Raw genomic sequence first — 20185 nt, forward strand, 5'->3', positions numbered from 1 at the left:
CCTCAACTCAATCGCAGCGGCGCCGGGCTCCACCATCCGCTGCGGGTGGCCGTCCCGAGATCCAGCCGGGCCGTTTCGGCGTCCGGATACCACGGAGTCAACCGTTGCAGCGATCCCCAGTCGCGGAACCAGTCCTTCTCGAGGTACGTCGGCACGCTCGACGGACGCAACAGCAGTTCCGAGATCCCCAACGGCCCGCCGCCGAGGTAGTCCATCACCGGTGAGTTGGCCTCCGCGCCGAACCGGTCGGGCAGGATCCGCCACTTGGGCACCTCGGTCACGCCGTATTGATGCCCGAACGGCCGCTGACACGGGAAGGCCAGGCCGACCAGCCAATCCAGCAGTACCGGGTCGGAGGAGCCGACGACATCCTGCAACGTGCGCAGTTCGGGGATGCGCGGCGGGGTCAGGGCGATCCAGTGCTGCGGAGCCAGGTCGTCGTCGCTGGCCACCAGCCTGATCTGGGTGGCCTCGCGTGGGATCGCCGACAGCGGAGCCCGCAGGTTGCGCCACGCCGGGGCGGCGCCGACATCGGCGAACGTGATGGCACCGCCGCTCTCGTTCTTCGCGGCACCTTCGTCGGTGGCCCACTGGACCATGACCTCGCCCGGATCGAAGCGACCGGCGGCCGAGACCACCAGCAGTGGACCGGCCTGATCACGGTCGGGCAGCCGGTACCAGGCGGAGCGCAGCGATGCGGGCGACTGGATGCCGGAGCGCCAGCTGCCCAGTACCGGGGTGGTCGCCGGGTTGAGGTTGTACGGCAACCGGGCGCGGGAGCCGTTGACACCGGCCGCCGCGGTGGTGCCGCCTTCGGTGCCGACCTCGCTGCCGGTGACCGTGCCGGAATCGGAATCGGCGAAGTTGCCGGATCCGGGTTGTTCCATCACCGCGTCGGCAGAGACGTCGGAAGGAATGCCGTTGGGGCCGAAACCCTGCGAGGTCGCCGCACCGAGGGCTTGGCCGGCCGGCTCACCGACGGGTACCAGCATGCCTGCGTTCGGGTTCTGCTCGACCATCACATCGTCGGCGAGCCCGCACGTCTTGCCGGTCAGCGCCTCCAGGTTCGAGCGGCCGACGGACCAGGCCGGGTACTGATCGGTCATTCCCAGTGTCAGCGACACCACCTCGAACATCACCACCACCCACGCGGCCACCGCCAACGGCGAGCCCACGAAGCGTTGCCAGCTACGCGGTGGCCCGTCGGGAGACTTGTCGCGTCCGCTGAAGTGGAACCACGCCGCCAGCAGCAGCGCCAGCACCGAGAACCCCAGCAGAATCGTGGTGAACCCGAACTTCCACTCCGGGAAGGAGTTCGACCACGGCACGCCGAAGTTGGACACGTACCACCAGCCGTTGACTGTGGCGAACGACAGCGCCATCACGAACAGCACCGCGGCGGCGAACATGGCCCGGTTGCGCCGGGACCGCATCGCGGCCGCCGTCACCGCGACCGCGGCAAGCGCGCCAAGGGACCCCGCCAGGCCGGCGAACACGCCGAAGTGGTGTGTCCACTTCGTGGGGGTGAACATGAGCGCGAGGAACGAGATGATCGTGATGCCGACGATCCGGCGGCTCGGGCCCGCGGCGGTGCCGGGGATACGGCCCTTGCGCAACGACATCGCCACCGACACCGCCAGCGCGAGCAGCAGGGTAAGGACCGCGAAGCGTCGCGCGACCGAGCCGTCGGGGCTGGTGGTGAACAGCCGCGAATAGCGGATGTGTTCGTCGAACCAGCCCAGACTGGGGCCCACCGAGGACTTGAACGTGCTGGCCTGCAACTCGGCTGCGAGCGTCTGGTCACGGAAGATCAGGAAGATGGTGACGGTGCCCGCGGCCAGGATCGGCGCCAGCAGCGCCCAGTAGCCGAACCGCGAGGTATGGGCGGCCACAATGGTTTTCAGCGGACCGACCGCGACGAGCAGCGCACCGACCGCGGCGATACCGGTGGGTCCGGAGAACAGTGTCAGGGCGCCGATGATGATCGCGATCGCCACCGGCAGCAGTCGGCTGGTGGCCACCCCGCGCTCCACCGAACACCAGGTCAGCAGGATGCCGAGCGCGATGATCGGCTCGGGGCGCAGCCCGTTGTTCAGCGGCAGCCAGAACGCCAGGAACATGCCGGCCGCGGTCCAGGCCGCGGCCCTGCTGGTTTTCACCGCGTGGCCCAACCGGGGGATGACCTCACGGCTGATGACCCACCAGCAGGCCAGCGCCATCACCAGCGTCGGCAGCCGCATCCACACGCTGGTGGTGGAGACGTGCGCCCACAGCGCCAGCAGGTCGTAATACCAGCCGAAGGGGGCTTCCGGGGTGCCGAACCAGCGGTAGTAATTGGCCATGTACCCGGCGTGTTCGGACACTCTGGCCATGGTCAGGATGTAGCCGTCGTCGGCGGTGTTGGCGCCGACGAAATGCCACCACACCAGCACCGCGGTGACCAGTCCGTCCAACGGGGTGATCGACCACCACCGCGCCGGTAGGAAGCGTTTGATGCCGCGGCCGTCGGCGGTGTCCAGCACGTGCAACGCGCCGAGGGCGATGATGGTCATCGCCACCCCGATGACCATGGCCAGTGTCTTGAGCAGCGTTGGGGCACTGCTGAAGCGGGTGTCGATGGTGGCCGAGAGCTTCAGCGAGTCCGGTGCGGGTCCGGAAAGGTCGGTGAACACCCCGACGATCTGCGGGCGGAAGTCGTAGCCGCTGCGTTCGCCTCGCAGCGGAGCACCGGGGTCTGCGTCGTCGGGGCCCTGGGTGAGCCCGACGAACTCCCCGGTGACCTTGTCGGCGTGCGCGGTGAACGTCAGGTTCTGGCACGCCGGGCTCAGCACCTGATCGAGCGGCGCGCTGACCACCGGGGTGTTCCGCACGATGACCAGCAGGTCATCGTTGACCCGTTCGATGAGCAGGCCACGGTCGATCGCCTTGGACGCCTGCTTGGGGACCGTCGACAGCAACACGTTGTCGGCGCCGGTGAGACCGGCCGCCGCGCTGCACGGCACCGAGATGTTCAGGTCGGTCGCGACGTAGCCGATCAGCGGGGCATTGACGCTCTGCCAGACCCCGTTCTGCGGCCAGTTGAGTTCAGCGGTGGTCTGTTTCACCGGGAGCAGCGGCGTCGCTATCGCCATCAGCGCACCGAGAAGGCCCGCGATGATCGCGATGAGCCGCACGGTCCGGTGGTTGCTGCCCGCTGCGATCACGGGTTTCGATGTTATCGGGGTGTCAGTCGCCATCAGCTGTGGACTTCCCATCGGGCTTGCGGATCGCCAGCACGAACGGCCCGACATCAGACACCTCGAACCGCGGATCGTCGAACAGCGCCGAATCCAACTCCACGTGGTAGCGGCGCACGTTGGGCTGGTTCGGGTAGACGTCGGAGGCCAGACGCAGGGTGTAGGTGTCGTTGGCGCCGTGCCGCATCAGGAACACCGTCGGTGGTGGCCACGGCATCTCGTCCAAGGCAGCGACGAACTCGTCGGCGCTGGTCATCGTCGCCCAGCCCTCGATGGCCTCGGCACGTTTGTCGAACTGTGCAAGGGGGTTTGCGTAATGCGAGGTCAGCCCTTGGAAGCCGTAGTACGGGTAGTACGACAGGAAGCTGTAGTCCGCGGTGAGCACCACGGTCTGGTTGCGTGGCGCCCCGGTGGCCGCCAGGACCCGGGCATCGATCTCGGCGTAGTAGCGCTCGGCGCCAGGGGGACGGCGGTCCGCACGTTGGCCGCTCCCGTCGGTGTCGGTGTAGGCGACGGCGATGTCGGGACGCAGCACGTCGGGAATGTCCTGGCTGAACGTGACCGCGCCGATGGCGCCCACGGTGGCGGCCGCGGCGATCACCCGGCGGCCGGTTTCAGGCCGGTAGCGGCGGGCGATCGCCTGCGCCGCCTCGACGAACCCGAACGCACCCGCGGTGGTCAACAGCACGGTCAGTGTCGGTTGCAGCCGGAACGACAACAATGTGGTGCCCGCCAGCGTGGTCAGCATCGACAGCAGTGACCAGGCGTAGACCGCGAGTACCGCGATGGCCAGGGCTGCGGCTATCTGCTCTTCGCGCGAGCGCTGATCGCCATCTCTCGTCGAACTACGCGCGCGCACCACCAACCACAGCGTGCCGACCATGCACAGGGCACCGAGCAGGGTGAAGCTCAGCATCGGGAAGGTCAGCTGGGCGCCGGCCTCGGGCAGGTAGTGCTGGGCGGTACCGGAGGCGGCAGGCTGACCGCGCAGTGCGGCCAGCAGATAGGGGGCCCACGTGAGCAGGGCGATCCCGCCGGCGATTCCGGCGATCACGATGCCTCTCAGCAGCGGATCGAATTGCCTGCGGGCCACGGCCAGCGCCAGCCCCATGATGGCGAGCGTGAATGCGCAATAGAGGAACAGCAGGGTGTAGAGCAGTGCGGTCACCCCGAGGAAGATCCCGACGCCGATGACAGCCGCCCAGCCGCCGTTTCTTGTCCTGCCCCCGTCCGTTGTGCTCCTCGCGTGCGCGGCAAACCCGGACCAGGCCAACACGAACACGGGCGGCAGCAGGATGGTGATGATCGCCGCATACGGCTCCGCCGGTGAGTAGGCGAGCATGGCCGCGGTGCCTGCCGTCGTCGCGATCAGGGCGTACTCGAAGCGAATCATGGTTGTCCACAACACGAATGCGAGGGCGGCAGCGATGGTTATTGAGACGATGGACCACGGCTTGTACATTTCCCAGGCCGGGGTGCCGGTGGCGGCGGCGATGCGCCCGCCCATCCAGAACCAGCCGGCCGGGTAGTACGGCGGCAGCCCGATGTAGGTCATGTCGTGCAGGCCCGGGGTGTCGGTCAGCCGGGTGAGGTACTCGGTGCGGAACTGCTGGTCGACCGAGACGCCGAACAGGTACAGCTTGGTGGCGCCCAGCGGCATTGCGAGGGTGACCACCGAGAACGCGGAAAGGAATGTCAGCGCGGCCAGCCGGGCCAGCGTGCGTCTGCCTCGTCTCCAGATCCAGCCGGCGGCCAACAGCCCTGCCAGACAACCGAACTGGCCCACAGTGGTGAGCGCGTGCAGCTGGTTGGACGTGTTGTAAGCGGGCCATTCGACGCGGGCGATGGCGGCAATCGCCACCCCGGCCACGGCCGAGGAGATCAGAACGGCGATCAGCATCTGGCCGATGACCCTGGCCGCGGCGCGCATCAGATGGGAAGCTTGCGGAAGATGGGCCGCGGGATATGCCGCAACACCATCATCACGTAGCGGAACGCTCCGGGCGCCCAAACCAGATCCTTGCCCTTGGCCGATGAGGTGACCGCCAGGTTGGCGACATACTCCTTGTCCACAGTCAGCGGCGCCTCCTTGACGTGGGCGCTCATGCGGGTGCGGACCTGCCCGGGCCGGATCACCAGCACGCGGACGCCGAATTCGGCCAGCGCCTCACCGAGACCGAGATAGAACCCGTCCAGACCCGCCTTGGTGGAGCCGTAGACGAAGTTGGACCTGCGGACCCGTTCGCCTGCGGCCGAACTCATGGCGATGATGCGGCCATAGCCTTGTGCGCGCATTTTCTCGCCGAGCAGTACACCGACCGAAACGGCTGCGGTGTAGTTGATCTCGGCGATCTGTACGGCCTTGCGCTGGTTCTGCCACAATTCCTCGGCATCGCCGAGCAGGCCGAACGCGACGATCGCCACATCTACATCGCCGCCGGCGAAAGCTTTTTCGATCACCGCGGGGTGGCTTGCGGTGTCGACGGCGTCGAAGTCGATCACCTCGACCGAGCCGGCACCCGCCTTCTGCAGCGCGGCCACGGCGTCGTCACGACCCGGATCGTCGGGTAGCGCGGCGAGCACGATCCGGGCGGGGGCGTCGCGCAGATAGCGCTCACAGATCGCCAGTCCGATTTCGGAGGTGCCGCCGAGCAGCAGAATCGTCTGGGGATTACCTACGGCGTCGAACACCATCTAGTGCAGCTCCAAGCCTCGGGGACATCGTGACGAGGGTACCGTGCGGGCCTGCCCTCGAGGCCGAACGCCCGGGACGGCCAATGGCCGACCCGGGCGCCCAGGTAGCAGTGGTTAGGAGACGTCGAAGCGGTCGGCGTCCATCACCTTGGTCCATGCCGCGACGAAGTCCCTGACGAACTTCTCCTTGGAATCGTCCTCGGCGTACACCTCGGCCAGCGCCCGCAACTGCGAGTTCGAGCCGAACAGCAGGTCGACCCGGCTGGCGGTGAACTTCGGCGTACCGGTGGCCCGGTCGGTGCCGACGTAGGTGCCGTCATCGGCCGGAGCCGGGGCCCACTTGATGCCCATGTCGGTCAGATTGACGAAGTAGTCGTTCGTCAGCTGCCCCTTGTTGGCGGTCAGCACACCGAGATCGGAACCACCGTGGTTGGCGCCGAGGACCCGCAGGCCGCCGACGAGCACCGTCATCTCAGGAGCCGACAGGCCCAGCAGGTTCGCCCGGTCGATCAGTCGGTACTCGGCAGGCAGGCTGTCGCCCTTGTTCGCGTAGTTGCGGAAACCGTCGCCCTTAGGCTCCAGGTAGGCGAACGATTCGACGTCGGTCTGCTCCTGGGTGGCGTCACCGCGACCCGGGGTGAACGGCACCGCGACATCGAAGCCGGCGTCCTTGATCGCCTTCTCGAGGCCGACCACACCGCCGAGCACCACCAGGTCGGCGAAGGACACCTCCGTGCCTCCATTCTTGGAGGCCTGCTGGATCTCCTCCAGCTTGCTGATGACCTGAGCCAGCTCGTCGGGCTCGTTGACCTCCCAGCCGAGCTGCGGCTGCAGCCGGATCCTGCCGCCGTTGGCGCCGCCGCGCATGTCGCTGGAACGGAACGACGCCGCAGCCTTCCACGCGGTGTCCACCAGCTGCTGGGTGGTCAGACCCGACTCGGCGATGGCCGCCTTGAGCGTGGCGACATCCGCATCGGACAGGTCCTTGCCGGCAGGCACGATGTCCTGCCACACCCACGTCTGCTTGGGCACCAGCGGTCCGAGGTAACGCGTCACCGGACCCATGTCACGGTGGATCAGCTTGAACCAGGCCTTGGCGTACTCCTCCGCCAGCTCCTCGGGGTGATCCAGCCAGCGCCGCGTGATCTCGCCGTAGATGGGGTCGAACCGCATCGACAGGTCGGTGGTCAGCATCGCCGGGTGGGTCTTGCCGTTGCCCTGTGCCATCGGCACCGAGTTGGCCCAGCCGTTGTCCTTGGGTCGCCACTGGTTGGCGCCCGCGGGGCTCTTGAACAGCTCCCACTCGTTGCTGTAGAGGATCTCCAGGAAGCTGTTGTCCCACTTGGTGGGGGTGTGCGTCCAGGTCACCTCGATGCCGCTGCTGACGGTGTCGTTGCCGAGGCCCGGATTGGCCCAGCCCAAGCCCATCTGCTCGAGCGGTGCGGCCTCGGGCTCCACGCCGTTCTCGATGTCTGTGGCGCCGTGGGTCTTGCCGAAGGTGTGGCCACCGACGATCAGCGCAGCGGTCTCGATGTCGTTCATCGCCATCCGACCGAAGGTCTCCCGGATGTCGATGGCTGCAGCGAGGTAATCCGGATTGCCTTCGGGGCCTTCAGGGTTGACGTAGATCAAGCCCATGTGGCTGGCGCCCAGCGGGTTCTCCAGCTTGGTCCGGTCCCCGCCCGAAGCGGCGTACCGATCCTGCGAACCCAGCCATTCGGCTTCGGCGCCCCAGTAGATGTCCTCCTCGGGCTCCCAGTAGTCCTCGCGACCGAAGGCGAAGCCTGCGGTCTTGAAGCCCATGTGCTCCATGGCCCGGTTGCCCGCGTAGACGATCAGGTCCGACCACGACAGCTTCTTGCCGTACTTCTTCTTGATCGGCCACAGCAGGCGGCGGGCCTTGTCGAGGCTGACGTTGTCGGGCCAGCTGTTCAGCGGGGCGAAGCGCTGCATACCGCGCCCGCCGCCACCGCGGCCGTCCTCAACCCGGTAGGTGCCTGCGGCGTGCCACGACATCCGGACGAACAGCGGACCGTAGTGTCCGAAGTCGGCGGGCCACCAGTCCTGCGAATTGGTCAGCAGCGCGTCGAAGTCGCGCGCGAGCTCATCGACGTCGATGGTCTGGACGGCCTCGCGGTAGTTGAAGCCCTCGTCCATCGGGTTGATGGCTTCGGGATTCTTCTGCAGGACCTTGAGATTCACCGCATTGGGCCACCAGTCGCGGTTGCTGCCGCCCTCGACGGGCGGCTTGATCCGCATCGGACAACCACTTTCGGCGGGTTCGGTCTGAGCTTCACCGATGGGGGGGTGTGTTTCGGCCATAAAAAAATCCTTTCCGGGGCTGGCGGGTTAAGGGGTTTATCTGGTTGGAGCAGTGGAACATTCGGGGCACCGGCCCCAGTAGATGACCTCGGCTTCGTCAATCTGGAAACCGTGGTCCTCTGACGCGGTCAGGCAAGGCGCTGCGCCGGCCGCGCAGTCGACGTCGGCGATGGCCCCACACGCCCGGCACACGACGTGGTGGTGGTTGTCGCCGACGCGTGATTCGTAGCGGGCCACCGAGCCGGATGGCTGGATGCGTCGTACCAGCCGTGCTGCGGTCAAGGCGTGCAGCGAGTCGTACACGGCCTGGTGGGATACGTCGGGAAGTTCGTTGCGCACCGCACGGATGATCGAATCCGTGTCGGCGTGCGGATGTGCGTACACGGCGCCGAGCACTGCGAGCCGTGGACGCGTGACGCGCAGATCGGACTGCCGCAGCATCTGTCGGAAGTCCGTGATAGTCGTCACAGGACCAGAGTCTGGCCTGTTATCTGGAATTAGTCAAGAATCAAATTCCGGCTGATTCAGCGGGAAGGACTACAGCAACTCCAGCCGGCGAGCCATGTCCGAGGCGAACACCGCGTCGGGGTCGACCTTGCGGCGCACCGCGATCCACTCGTCGATGCGCGGGTACATGGCGTGGAACGTGGCGGCCGTGGTGCGGGAATCCTTGGCGGTGTAGAGCCGCCCGCCGAACTCGAGGACCCTGCGGTCCAGGTCGGTGAGGAATTCGCTGAGGCCGGCCTTGATCTGGAAGTCGACACAGACGTTCCAGCCCGGGATGGGGAAGCTCAGCGGCGCCTGATTGCCTTCGCCGAAGAGTTTGAACACGTTGAGGAACGAGTAGTGTCCCGAGCGCTGGATGTCGTACATGATGCGTTTGAACTCGTCGACAGCCTCGACGGGCACCACAAACTGGTACTGCGCGAAACCCACTGTGCCGTAAGCGCGATTCCACTCCCCGACCATGTCGAGCGGGTGATAGAACTGCGTGAGATTCTGAGCCTTGCCGCGATAGGTCTTGCCCATGCGGTACCACAGCTCGGTCATCGGCCCGAAGGTGTACTTGTTGCCCAGACCGTTCGGAAAGACATCGGGTGTGGTGAAGTACTGCGGGGCATCGAATTTCAGCGGGTCGGCCTGAAGTTTCTTCGGCAGCTGGTCGACGGTGGCCAGCGAGCCGCGCGAGATCACCGCGCGTCCCAGCTTCGGTGGCGCACTGATCGCGTCGAACCACGCGCTGGAGTAGGTGTAGTTGGATTCGCTGCCGTCGCTGTGGAAGTCGATGGTTTCGTCGAGGCTGTGGGTGACGTCGCCGTCGGCGATGAAATACGCCGTCTCGGTCGGAGTCATCTCGATGGTGGCCCGCAGGATGATGCCGGTCAATCCGTTGCCGCCCACCGTTGCCCAGAACAACTCGGATTCGGGGCCGTCCGGTGTCAGCTGGCGTATCTCACCGTTGGCGGTGAGCAGGTCGATCGAGCGGACGTGATTGCCGAAGCTGCCTGCGCTGTGGTGGTTTTTGCCGTGGATGTCGCACGCGATCGCCCCGCCGACGGTCACCTGGCGGGTGCCAGGGAGCACCGGCACCCACAGTCCGAGGGGCAGCGACGCCCGCATCAACTGGTCGAGGTTCACGCCGGCGTCGACGTCGACAAGATGGGTGTCGCTGTCCATCGTGTGGATTTTGTTCAGCGCGGGCATGTCGATGACCAGACCGCCGCCGTTCTGCGCGTTGTCGCCGTAGGAGCGGCCGAGACCGCGGGCGATCACGCCGCGGCCGCCCGTCTGCGCAGCCCGCGCGACTGCCTTGGCGATGACCTCGGGGTCTGGCGTCGAGAGCACCTGCGCGACGGTGGGCGCGGTGCGGGCCCAGCCCGTCAGGCGCTTGGCGGTGGTCGGAAGCTCGGTCGTTGACATCGTTGGAGAGATTACCGCGGGGTACGCCGGTAACCGCTCAGTGCAACCGGAAGATGACCGCGCGCTGCACCACGAAGTTGATCACCGTCGCGGTGCCCTGGGCGATCACGAATGCCACCGGCACAGCCCACGCCTGGTAGTGGGCCAGGTGGAGCACCAGGTGGTTCAGGCCCACCTGGACAGCGAAAGTGAGCAGGTAGAGCACCCACACCGCGATGAAACGGGCTGTGCTCGGCGGGGCCTGGAACGTCCAGCGCCGGTTGATCAGGTACGCCGTCGTCGTCCCGGCGATGAAGCCGATCGTCTTCGCGAGGTCGACCTGAAGTCCGACGGACTTGTAGAGCAACACATACAGGCCGAAGTCCACGATCGCCGACAATCCGCCGGTGACGACGAACCGGAACGCCTGGGTCTTGAGGTCCAGGGTCGGCGACATCACGGGCTCGGCCACCCACGCAGCTTAGCGAGCGACCACGGCCTCCAGCACGCCGCACAGGGCTTCGACGGCAGGGGCGAACGCGTGCTCGGCAGGTCCGCCGAAGCCGATGATCACCCCGTCAGGGTCCGGAATCTCGGGTCCGGCCAAGGGATGGCGCATCAGTGAGAGGCCGTTCAGCGCGATCCCGGCCTCACCGGCTCGCCGCAACACCTCTGGTTCGGCTCCGTCCGGAAGCGTGAGGAGCATGTTGACGCCCGCAGCGAGACCACGGATCCCGACGTCGAATCCCTCCAGGGCCGCCACCAGCGTGTCGCGCCTGCGCCGGTACCTGTTGCGCATGCGCCGGATGTGGCGGTCGTAGCCGCCCGTGCTGATGAAGTCGGCGAGTGTGAGTGCCGTGATGGCGTCGACGTGGTACTGCTGCCCGCCTGCTGCGTCGATGGCCGGGTCGATCAACGATTCGGGCAGCACCATCCAGCCCACCCGAAGGGTCTGGGCCAGGCTCTTGCTCACCGAGCCGAGGTAGGCCACCCGCTCCGGGTCCAGCGATTGCAGCGCACCGACAGGTTGCCGGTCGTAACGGAATTCGCCGTCGTAATCGTCGTCGATCACGTACGCATCCGTGCGCTGTGCCCATTCGACGACGGCGGTGCGCCGCTCGGGATGCAGCGCCATCCCGTACGGACTGTTGTGCGCTGGGGTGAGCAGCGCCGCGGACGTGTCCAGACCGTCGAGGTCGCCGACCACCGCCCCGGCGTCGTCGAGCCTGATGGGCACGGTCGGAACGCCGACAGAGGCGAGGGTGTCGCGAAAGATGAAGAGTCCGTAGGCTTCCACCGCCACGGGTCGACTGCCCCCGAAGACCCGGCCCAGCACTTCGACGCCGTCGCGCACTCCGGCGCAGATGACGATCGACTCCGGTGTGGTGCGTACGCCCCTGACCCGCCCGAGGTATTCGGCAAGTGCCGCACGCAATTCGAGGGGTCCCCTCGGATCGCCCACTCGCAGTGCCGAAACCGGTGCGTCGGACAGTGCCCGCCGGGCCGAGGACAGCCAGGCGGCGCGCGGGAACTCCGACACGTCGGGGGAGCCCGGCATCAGATTGTGTTTCGGGACGCCGGGTGTCCGTCGCGGTCGCGGTGTGGGGCGGGCGGTGGCGGTTCGGGCGACCCAGGTACCTGCGCCCTGTCGTGCAGCCAACCAGCCTTCGGCGACCAGTTCGGCATACGCCTCGGCCACGGTGTTGCGTGCCAGCCCCAGATCCACGGCCAGTGCGCGAGAAGGCGGCAGCACGGTGTCCGTGGTCAGACGCCCCGACCGGATCCCGTCGCGCAACGCGGTGATGAGCTGCTCGCGGGCGGTGCGGCTACCGGGTTCGATGACCGCCCGCAGGTCCAGGTGCAGGTCTCGACCGCCCGAATTGGCCCGTGAAGTCACTCGTAAATTGAACCATCTGGGCGGTTCTTTTGTCGCTAGCGTTGGAGTCATGACACAGACACTCGAACCCACCCCGACCGCCGCGCGGCTGAAGATCTACAAGGCCTCCCCGGAGCTGTACGACGCGATGATGACCCTGTCGACTGCGGCCGCCAAGGACGTCGATCCGACGATCGGCGAACTGGTCAAAATCCGCGCTTCCCAGATCAACCACTGCGCGTTCTGCCTCGATATGCATACCGCCGATGCCCGCAAGATGGGCGAGTCCGAGCAGCGGCTGGCCCTGATCGCGGCCTGGGAGGAGGCGGGTGAGGTGTTCACCGAGCGTGAGCAGGCCGCGCTCGCGCTGACGGAGGCAATCACGGAGCTGAGCCACGGCGGGGTACCCGACGCGGTGTATGCCCGCGCGGCGGCGGCGTTCACCGAACGCGAGCTCGGACAGGTCATCTCGATGGCGGTGATGATCAATGCGTGGAACCGCATCAACGTCACGGTGAAGATGCCGCCCCCGCGGCGCTGAGGGCACGGGACACTGAGAGGTGTGCAGACGCGGTCAGGTGCAGAGATCACGGTGTACGGCGACGTCGTGCACAAGCTGCACCGGCCGGGCACCGATCCGCACGCGCTGAGTGCCCGGCTGCGCGCGGCGAGGCGCCTCGAGGTTGTGCTCACCCCGCTGTCCGAGAGGCCGGAGCCGGTGGGCGACCGTTGGCGTAGCCGTTGGCCGGAAGTGGAAACCCTTGCTGCGCAACCTGAATCCGTGCCGTGGGCGGACATCGCGCAGGTGCTGGCCCGGCTGCACACCAGCGCACTTCCCGAGCGTCTGCCCGCGCACGGATGGCCGGCCCGGTTGCGGCGTGCCATTCCCCGGACCCGGCGTCCGGGCGGCGAAGTGATCCGCCGCGCGGCCGCCGCCTTGCCCGCGCAGGCATGGCGGGCAGGCTCCGCGGACCGCCCGCGCACTCTCGTGCATGGCGATTTCCATTTGGGCCAGCTCGGCAGGCGTGATCCGGCCGGGCCGTGGGCGCTCATCGACATCGACGATCTGGGGGTCGGTGACCCGGCCTGGGACCTGGCGCGCCCCGCCGGGTTCTGGGCCGCCGGTCTGATACCCGACGAGGACTGGGAACTCTTCCTCGACGCCTACCGCGCCGCAGGCGGCCCGGCGCTACCGCTCCCGGATCCGTGGCCGGTGCTCGAACCGTTCGCCCGCGCGGCCGTCATTCAGGCCGCGGCCAACACCCCCGACGACGACCTGCTGGTGGCCGCATGTGCGCGGATGCCTCAGCTGGAGAAGAACAGCCGTCCGAAGCCCTGCTTGCGGTAGTGCTTGTTGCCGCGGTGTCCCCAGCCGGGGCCGTAGTCCGAATACCCGTGCTGCGGCGGATACCCGTGCTGCACCGGCGGCGGCTGTGGTGGCGCCTGGACGAATCGGTTCTCCATCTGGGTGAGCGATTCCAACTCGCCGAAGTCGAGGAAGATGCCGCGACAGGTATCGCACTGCTCCAGATGGACGCCGTTGCGCTCGTAGGTCTTCATGACGCCGGCGCACTTCGGGCACAGCAGCGTATTGCCGACGTTGGATGACGGCGGAGGCTTCGGGGGCTCATATGGCGGGATGCTCATATCGCCATAACGACCGAACCTGCTGTGAAGTGCCTGTGGTTGTCACCGATGTCCTGAGACATCACACAAACGTCGGTGGGGTGTGGCATACTCGAACACATGTTCGATCCGAGTGGGTTGGTGCAGGTCGACCCCGATGCCGACGAGTCGGCGTTGCTGCTGCGGATCGCCCAGTTGGAGCAGGTGAAGTCCGCGGCCGCCGCGGGGCAGGCCCGCGCGGCGGCCCGGCTGGATGCCACCCGCCGGGCCCGGGAGGCCGCCGCCGGGGTACCGGCAGCCAAACGCGGCCGCGGGCTGGCCGGTGAGGTGGCCCTGGCCCGGCAGGATTCGCCCAACCGCGGCGGTCAGCACCTGGGGTTGGCCAAGGCGTTGATCCTGGAAATGCCCCACACCCTGGCCGCGCTGGAAGCCGGGGTGCTCTCGGAATGGCGGGCCACCCTGCTGGTGCGGGAGTCGGCGTGTCTGGACGTCGAGGACCGCCGCATCCTCGATGCCGAGATGTGCGCCGAGCTCACCGCCCTGGCCGGCATGGGCGATCAGCGGCTGGTGGCCAAGGCCAAGACCATCGCCTATCGGCTGGATCCACACGCGGTGGTGGCGCGGGCCGCCAACGCCGTGCAGGACAGCCGGGTGACGATCCGCCCGGTGCCCGATTGCATGGCCCGGGTGACGGTGTTGTTGCCCATGGCCCAGGGGGTGGCGGTCTATGCCGCCGCACACCAGGAAGCCAACCGCTGCGGCGACGGCCGGTCGCGGGGGCAGGTGATGACCGACACCATCTTCGAACGGGTCACCGGCCGGCCCGCGCCCGCGCCGGTGCCGGTGCCGGTCGCGGTGAACCTGGTGATCTCGGATCAGACCCTGCTCGGCGGCGACGACAGCCCGGCCGTGGTCGACGGCTACGGTCCGGTCCCGGCGCAGGTGGCCCGCGAGTTGGTCAGCGACGCGGTCACCGATGCGCGCTCGCGGGCCACCCTGCGCCGGCTTTATCGTCATCCGGGGTCGGGGGCGTTGGTGGCGATGCAGTCGCGGGCCCGGAGGTTTCCCACGGCGCTGGCCATGTTCATCCGGTTGCGCGATCAGACCTGTCGCACCCCCTACTGTGATGCCCCGATCCGGCACACCGATCACGCCCGACCCGCTGCCCGGGGCGGGGCGACCAGTGCGCTCAACGGGTTGGGATTGTGTGCACAGTGCAACTACACCAAAGAAGCACCGGGCTGGCGGGTACACACCTTCGACGACAACGGCACCCACACCGCCCTGTTCGTCACCCCCACCGGGGTGGTGTACCGATCCACCGCACCACCACCACCGGGCACCGTGGACATGTACCACAGCCAGACCGAACTACGACTGGCCACCGAATTCGCCCTACCCCACGCGGCTTAGGGCGGGTTCGCCGCCGGACTGACGGGTCAGACCCAGTACGGCACCCGGGCACGGTACTGCCGCATCGCGAATGCGGCCAGTGTCCAACCGATCACGGTGAGCACCAGCACCACCACCCAGTGGTGAGGCTCCTGATCGGCGCCCAGCAGCGGGGCCCGCACGATATCGAGATAGTGCAGCAACGGGTTGAGCTCGACGATCTTGGCCCAGGACCCGGCACCCTGCTGCTGCAGCGTCGACTCGTTCCAGATGATCGGCGTCATGAAGAACAGCAGCTGTACCAGCGAGGCCAACAGTGGGCCGATATCGCGGTAGCGCGTCGCCAGGATGCCGAAACACAGCGCCACCCACACACAGTTCAGCGCGATCAGGGCCAGCGCCGGGATCACCGCCAGATCAGGCCAGGTCCAATGCTTGGGATAGATGATCGCGATGATCACGAAAATGATGATGTTGTGGCCGAACAGGATTATCTGCCGCCACACCAGCCGGTAGACGTGTACCGACAGCGGCGTCGGCAGCTGTTTGATCAGGCCCTCGTTCGCGATGAACACATCGGCGCCCTCGAGAATGGACGCGTTGATCAGATTCCAGACGATCAGTCCGAGCGTCACGTACGGGAGGTGTTCGGACAGCTCCAGTTTGAACAGCTTCGAATACAGCACGCCCATCGCCACCGCGGTGGCGCCGGTGGCGATGGTGATCCAGAACGGGCCGAGCACGCTGCGCCGGTACCGCTGCTTGATGTCCTGCCAGCCCAGGTGCAGCCACAGTTCGCGCTTGCCGAATCCTTCGACCAGATCCCGCCACGCCCGCGCAAAAGTCTTCGACTGGCTGGCAGCGTCGGTGAAACTCATTGCTGGAACCTTTCGCGTCTGCCCAACCGCCGCAGGCGAATCCATTCGCGCAGCCCCGCGGGATCGCGGCGTGACACCAGAAAGTACCAGCCGAACCGCAGCCACTCCTGGGGCACAAGCTTGCGCAGTCCGGGCTGGGACTGCAGATAGCCGCGGTTGCGGTAGGTGAAATAGCGCTTGGTCTCGTCATCGGGATACTGCGTGTGCATCCGGCCACCGAGGATGGGTTTGAATTCGTCGGTGCCGCACGGATGCAGATAGCTTGCGCTCAAACAGGTTCCGAACGGCAGCCCGGACCGGACCAGCCGCCGGTGTAGCTCCACCTCGTCGCCGCGTACAAACAGCCGCAGGTCCGGCACGCCGACGGCATCCACAGTGGCGGCCCGGAACAGCGCCCCGTTGAACAGCGATGCGATGCCGGGCAACAGGTCCCCGTCACCATCGGTCCGCAATTCCGAGACGAGCCGGCGCCACACCAGGCCGCGACGCAGCGGGAACGCCAGCCGCTGCGGCTCGTCCATGTTGCACACCATCGGCGACACCTCGGCCAGGCTGTACTGCTCTGCGCACGCCAGCAGCGTCGACAGCACGGTGGCGTCGGCAGGCCTGCCATCGTCGTCGGCCAGCCAGATCCAGTCCGCTCCAAGCGCCAGTGCGTGCAGCATGCCGAGCGCGAAACCGCCTGCGCCACCGAGGTTTCGACGCGATCCCAGGTAGGTCGACGGGATCGGCTGGCTGGTCACCAGCTCGCCGACCGCGGGGTCGTTGTCGTTGTCGACGACGACCAGATGGTCGGGCCTGCGCTCCTGGGTCACCACCGCGTCCAGCGACGTGGCCAGCAATTCGCGACGGCGATGGGTGACGACCACCGCGCAAACGAAATCAGGCTCCACGCGCGGTTTCCTCAAGCACCTCACGCACCGTGCGGGCGGCGTCGTCGCCTTCGTAGGCGCGCACGACCTCTTCGATGCCGCCGGTCAGCTTGATGGTGCCGTGGTCGATCCACATCGCGGTTGTGCACAGCCGGGCCAGAAACTCGTTGGAGTGGCTCGCGAACACCAGGATTCCGGAGCGCTCGACCAGACTCTGCAGCCGCGTCTGCGCCTTCTTGAGGAAGTCCGCGTCGACCGCGCCGATACCCTCGTCCAGCAGCAGGATCTCCGGGTCGATGCTGGTGACCACACCCATCGCGAGCCGCACCCGCATACCGGTGGAATACGTGCGCAGCGGCATCGACAGGTATTCGCCCAGCTCGGTGAAGTCGGCGATCTCGTCGACCTTGGCCAGCATCTGTTTACGCGTCTGGCCGAGGAACAAGCCGCGGATGATGATGTTCTCGAACCCGGAGATCTCCGGGTCCATACCGACACCGAGGTCGAACACCGGCGCCACGCGGCCGCGCACGGTGGCCGAGCCGCGCGTCGGTTCGTAGATACCCGACAGCAGCCGCAGCAGCGTGGACTTACCCGCGCCGTTGTGGCCGACCAGACCCACCCGATCGCCCATCTCCAAGGACATCGTGATGTCGCGCAACGCTTCGATGACGACGACGTTGGAGTCGTTGCGGCCGATGGCACCGCCGGCCTTGCCGAGAAACGCTTTCTTCAGCGAACGCGACTTGGCATCGAAGATGGGAAATTCGACCCAGGCGTCGCGCGTCTCGATATGTGGCTCAGAAAGGGATGTCACCGGCGTCCTACAGGTACTGCCCGGTGCCGGGGTGAGACGGGCCGCCACGCTGGCCACCCGGCCCCGCACCCGCGATCCCCGGTGGCAGTGCACCCTGACGCATCTGCTCGAGCTGCGCGCGGGCAGATATCTGCTGTGCGAACAGGGCCGTCTGGATGCCGTGGAACAGTCCTTCCAGCCAGCCGACCAGCTGGGCCTGGGCGATGCGCAGTTCGGCATCCGAGGGCGAACTGTCCTCGGTGAACGGCAGCGTCAGTCGCTCCAGCTCTTCACGCAGCTCCGGCGCCAACCCGTCTTCGAGCTCGCGGATGCTGGTCCGGTGAATGTCGCGCAGCCGGTTGCGGCTGGCGTCGTCGAGCGGGGCGGCCCGCACCTCCTCCAGCAGCTGCTTGATCATCGTGCCGATGCGCATCACCTTTGCCGGCTGCTCGACAAGGTCGGTCAGCGGCTTGCTGTCACCCTCCATGTCGTCTGCGGCGATTGCGTCACCACCGATGATCTCGATGTTGTCGTCGTCGGGGTTGATCGTCATGGCCTTCCCGTCGTGTGTTGTTTCATCTGCTCTTTGTCACCGCGCCAGCGGTAAATTCTGTCTTCACCGTTGTCGTAGATCTTCTCCCACGACCGTGACTTGTCTAGCGACACTAGCCCGTCGGGCATGGCGAACCCGCGGACCACCGGAGTGCTGGTCATCACGTAGCGGATGTTGAGCGCTTCGACGGCCTCGGCCACCCGTGGATCGGTGTCCGCATCATCTGCGTATGCCCAGAAAATGAACCGGTGATACCCCGGACCCTGTTGAACCGGGTAGTCGTAATGCGTCCACAGCGGATGCAGCCCGGCGACCGCGTACATCCAGGCGGTGCCGTCGGTGTTCGCGTTGCCGATCGTGGTGGTGCGCGCATCCGGGAGACCGGCCAGGAACGCAAACGCCTCGAGGTCCTCGGCGTCGACCATGACCGCGTCGTATTTCTCGCCGAGCAGAAACTTGTGGCGGGGAAAGTAGTGCCAGGCCAGACCCACCGTGGTGACGGCAAGGGCGACGGCTGCCGTGGCGCGGATCCATACCGGTGGGGCGCCGACGCGTCTGGCTGCGGCGGCGGCCAGCAGGACCAGGCCGAGTAACCCGACGGCGGCCATCGGGGCGTACAGCATGGTGACGACGGCCGACAGCCGGCGCGGGTCGCTGTAGAACAGATCGCTGAACTTCCCGGTGATCACACCAAGCGGCCCGCCGAACGGTGCCCCCGAATGCACGATCGACATGATGAGCAGCAGCCACACCGCCAGTGGCCACCAGATCTTCCTGATCAACAGGATCAGCCCGCCGATCCCGGCCAGGACGATCAGCGCGTATTGGATCGGGAAGTCGTTGAGGTGGCGGGTGTGTTGTACGACGGCCGCGAAAAGCGAGTACTTCTTGCCCAGGTGGTTGATGAAGGCATGCCCGACGATGATGTCGGCCTGTTGTAGCACGCCGAGGAACTGGGGCAGCAGGATCAGCACCGTCGGCACCGCGACCATGGCCAACGTCACAAAATCGGGCAGGCGGCCGCGTACCGGGCGCCACAAGGCTTCGAACAGCCACCAGGCCATCACCAACAGCACCGTCACCACGCCGCCGGTGATGTGCACCGAGAAGACGCCGAGCAGGGCCAGCGCCGCCAACGGGATCCGGTCGCGGTACCGCAGCGTCGAGGTGATCAGCGCGAAGGCAGGCACCGCGATGCCGTAAGCCACCAGGTTGGGCATCGCGGCCACGTCGAACTCGACGTAGGGGACCGCGGTGAACGACGCGGACAGCGCGGCCGCGGTGGCCGCGGCCGCTGCGGTCCGGCGTTCCGTGGTGTGCGGACGCAGGATCTTCCAGGCGAGCACCGCGGCACTGGTCGGAAACAACCAGATGGCCGCGGCCGCGGAGTTGACGGTGTACGCCATGGCCGGTGCCGAGCCGGTGAGCTGGCCGAACACCGCTGCCAGGGCATGGAACGCCGACGGATAGTAGAGGGCTTCGTGAGTTTCGACGTTGCGCAGCTCACCCATGTGGGTGGGGGAGGCCTGGCCGGTTTCGACGATGAACCGGACGGCGTTGGCGTGCCATACCGAATCCCAGTTGCTGGGAATCAGCTGCCAGTGTGCTGGGTGCGCGGCGGCGGCCAGGCCGATCAGCAGCGCGCCGAGCAGCACACCTGCGCATACCACCAGGATCGGTCCTCGCGTGGCCGCCGATGTCTCGTCGTCGTGGTCACGGTAGCGGGCAAAGAACTTGCGTATTCCCGCCGCAACGGCGGCGATCAGGGCCACAGCAAACAATGCGGACCACAAGTTCCACGGCACGCCCAACGCACCGAACGGAACGATGGCGAACGCGACGATGCCGTAGGTCAAGGCAGGGGCGACCGCCACGGCTGTCGGCAGCGTCAGCCCGCCGGCCCTTGCGATCAGGGCCCCGGGGATCACCAGCAACAACAGTGCAATTAGCACTCCGAACCCGAAGCCCACTGGACTAGTATGGCTGCCCAGGGCGACCCGGTCCGAGCACGGCCTCGGTAGCGGAAACGCAAGGTCGGGCG

17 protein-coding genes are annotated in these 20185 nt (G+C 67.0%); 3 read left to right on the forward strand and 14 right to left on the reverse strand.

The annotated features are described in order from the left end of the window. Positions 1-2: 2 nt before the first annotated feature. The 8 genes from M1247_RS02895 to pdxR all read right to left on the reverse strand — a co-directional run bounded on the left by M1247_RS02895 (position 3) and on the right by pdxR (position 12048). Positions 3-3236, reverse strand: coding sequence for an arabinosyltransferase domain-containing protein (locus M1247_RS02895; protein ID WP_458695184.1), 3234 nt, complete (start codon positions 3234-3236; stop codon positions 3-5). After that, a complete protein-coding gene (locus tag M1247_RS02900) occupies positions 3226-5166 on the reverse strand; it encodes a galactan 5-O-arabinofuranosyltransferase (protein ID WP_317154745.1) in 1941 nt (646 codons plus the stop codon). The genes M1247_RS02895 and M1247_RS02900 overlap by 11 nt, the downstream gene beginning before the upstream one ends. Further along, positions 5166-5930, reverse strand: a complete 765-nt coding sequence (locus M1247_RS02905) for a decaprenylphospho-beta-D-erythro-pentofuranosid-2-ulose 2-reductase (RefSeq protein WP_317154746.1) — start codon at positions 5928-5930, stop codon at positions 5166-5168. The genes M1247_RS02900 and M1247_RS02905 overlap by 1 nt, the downstream gene beginning before the upstream one ends. 114 nt (positions 5931-6044) lie before the next feature. Then, on the reverse strand, positions 6045-8252 hold the full coding sequence (katG, locus tag M1247_RS02910) for a catalase/peroxidase HPI (RefSeq protein ID WP_317154747.1): 2208 nt from the start codon (positions 8250-8252) through the stop codon (positions 6045-6047). 36 nt (positions 8253-8288) lie between these two features. Further along, positions 8289-8693: a Fur family transcriptional regulator gene (locus tag M1247_RS02915; RefSeq protein WP_410506805.1), complete on the reverse strand. Its 405-nt coding sequence runs from the start codon at positions 8691-8693 to the stop codon at positions 8289-8291. A 96-nt stretch (positions 8694-8789) separates the two neighbouring features. Next, the gene (locus tag M1247_RS02920; RefSeq protein ID WP_317154749.1) at positions 8790-10172 is read right to left on the reverse strand and encodes a decaprenylphosphoryl-beta-D-ribose oxidase; all 1383 of its coding nucleotides are present in this window, start codon (positions 10170-10172) and stop codon (positions 8790-8792) included. A gap of 37 nt (positions 10173-10209) precedes the next feature. After that, a complete protein-coding gene (locus M1247_RS02925) occupies positions 10210-10608 on the reverse strand; it encodes a GtrA family protein (protein ID WP_317155016.1) in 399 nt (132 codons plus the stop codon). Positions 10609-10632: 24 nt separating this feature from the next. Next, on the reverse strand, positions 10633-12048 hold the full coding sequence (pdxR, locus tag M1247_RS02930) for a MocR-like pyridoxine biosynthesis transcription factor PdxR (RefSeq protein WP_317154750.1): 1416 nt from the start codon (positions 12046-12048) through the stop codon (positions 10633-10635). Between the two features lie 49 nt (positions 12049-12097). Between pdxR and M1247_RS02935 the strand changes: the two genes are divergently transcribed. Together M1247_RS02935 and M1247_RS02940 are read left to right on the forward strand one after the other, a co-directional pair. Further along, positions 12098-12568 (forward strand): carboxymuconolactone decarboxylase family protein, encoded by a 471-nt coding sequence (locus M1247_RS02935; protein ID WP_317154751.1) that lies wholly within the window; start codon positions 12098-12100, stop codon positions 12566-12568. Positions 12569-12589: 21 nt separating this feature from the next. Continuing rightward, positions 12590-13375, forward strand: a complete 786-nt coding sequence (locus M1247_RS02940; protein ID WP_317154752.1) for a phosphotransferase family protein — start codon at positions 12590-12592, stop codon at positions 13373-13375. On the opposite strand, the gene M1247_RS02945 is transcribed toward M1247_RS02940, so the two are convergent. Next, positions 13333-13674: a TFIIB-type zinc ribbon-containing protein gene (locus M1247_RS02945; protein WP_317154753.1), complete on the reverse strand. Its 342-nt coding sequence runs from the start codon at positions 13672-13674 to the stop codon at positions 13333-13335. The genes M1247_RS02940 and M1247_RS02945 overlap by 43 nt on opposite strands. 99 nt (positions 13675-13773) lie before the next feature. On the opposite strand from M1247_RS02945, the gene M1247_RS02950 reads away from it, so the two are divergent. Continuing rightward, positions 13774-15066 (forward strand): HNH endonuclease, encoded by a 1293-nt coding sequence (locus M1247_RS02950; protein WP_317154754.1) that lies wholly within the window; start codon positions 13774-13776, stop codon positions 15064-15066. A 26-nt stretch (positions 15067-15092) separates the two neighbouring features. On the opposite strand, the gene wzm is transcribed toward M1247_RS02950, so the two are convergent. Genes wzm through M1247_RS02975 form a run of 5 tightly spaced genes read right to left on the reverse strand, consistent with a single transcriptional unit; the run spans position 15093 to position 20114 of the window. After that, positions 15093-15923: a galactan export ABC transporter permease subunit Wzm/RfbD gene (gene wzm, locus M1247_RS02955; RefSeq protein WP_317154755.1), complete on the reverse strand. Its 831-nt coding sequence runs from the start codon at positions 15921-15923 to the stop codon at positions 15093-15095. Beyond that, a complete protein-coding gene (glfT1, locus tag M1247_RS02960) occupies positions 15920-16816 on the reverse strand; it encodes a galactofuranosyltransferase GlfT1 (protein WP_317154756.1) in 897 nt (298 codons plus the stop codon). Before glfT1 ends, wzm begins: the two co-directional genes overlap by 4 nt. Beyond that, entirely contained in the window at positions 16806-17612 is an 807-nt protein-coding gene (gene wzt, locus M1247_RS02965; protein ID WP_317154757.1) for a galactan export ABC transporter ATP-binding subunit Wzt/RfbE, read from the reverse strand. The genes glfT1 and wzt overlap by 11 nt, the downstream gene beginning before the upstream one ends. A 7-nt stretch (positions 17613-17619) precedes the next feature. Next, positions 17620-18144: a bacterial proteasome activator family protein gene (locus M1247_RS02970; protein ID WP_317154758.1), complete on the reverse strand. Its 525-nt coding sequence runs from the start codon at positions 18142-18144 to the stop codon at positions 17620-17622. Further along, the gene (locus M1247_RS02975; RefSeq protein ID WP_317154759.1) at positions 18141-20114 is read right to left on the reverse strand and encodes a DUF6541 family protein; all 1974 of its coding nucleotides are present in this window, start codon (positions 20112-20114) and stop codon (positions 18141-18143) included. The genes M1247_RS02970 and M1247_RS02975 overlap by 4 nt, the downstream gene beginning before the upstream one ends. Between the last annotated feature and the right edge of the window lie 71 nt (positions 20115-20185).

The sequence above is a fragment of the Mycobacterium appelbergii genome (genome assembly GCF_032883035.1).
Lineage (GTDB): Bacteria > Actinomycetota > Actinomycetes > Mycobacteriales > Mycobacteriaceae > Mycobacterium > Mycobacterium appelbergii.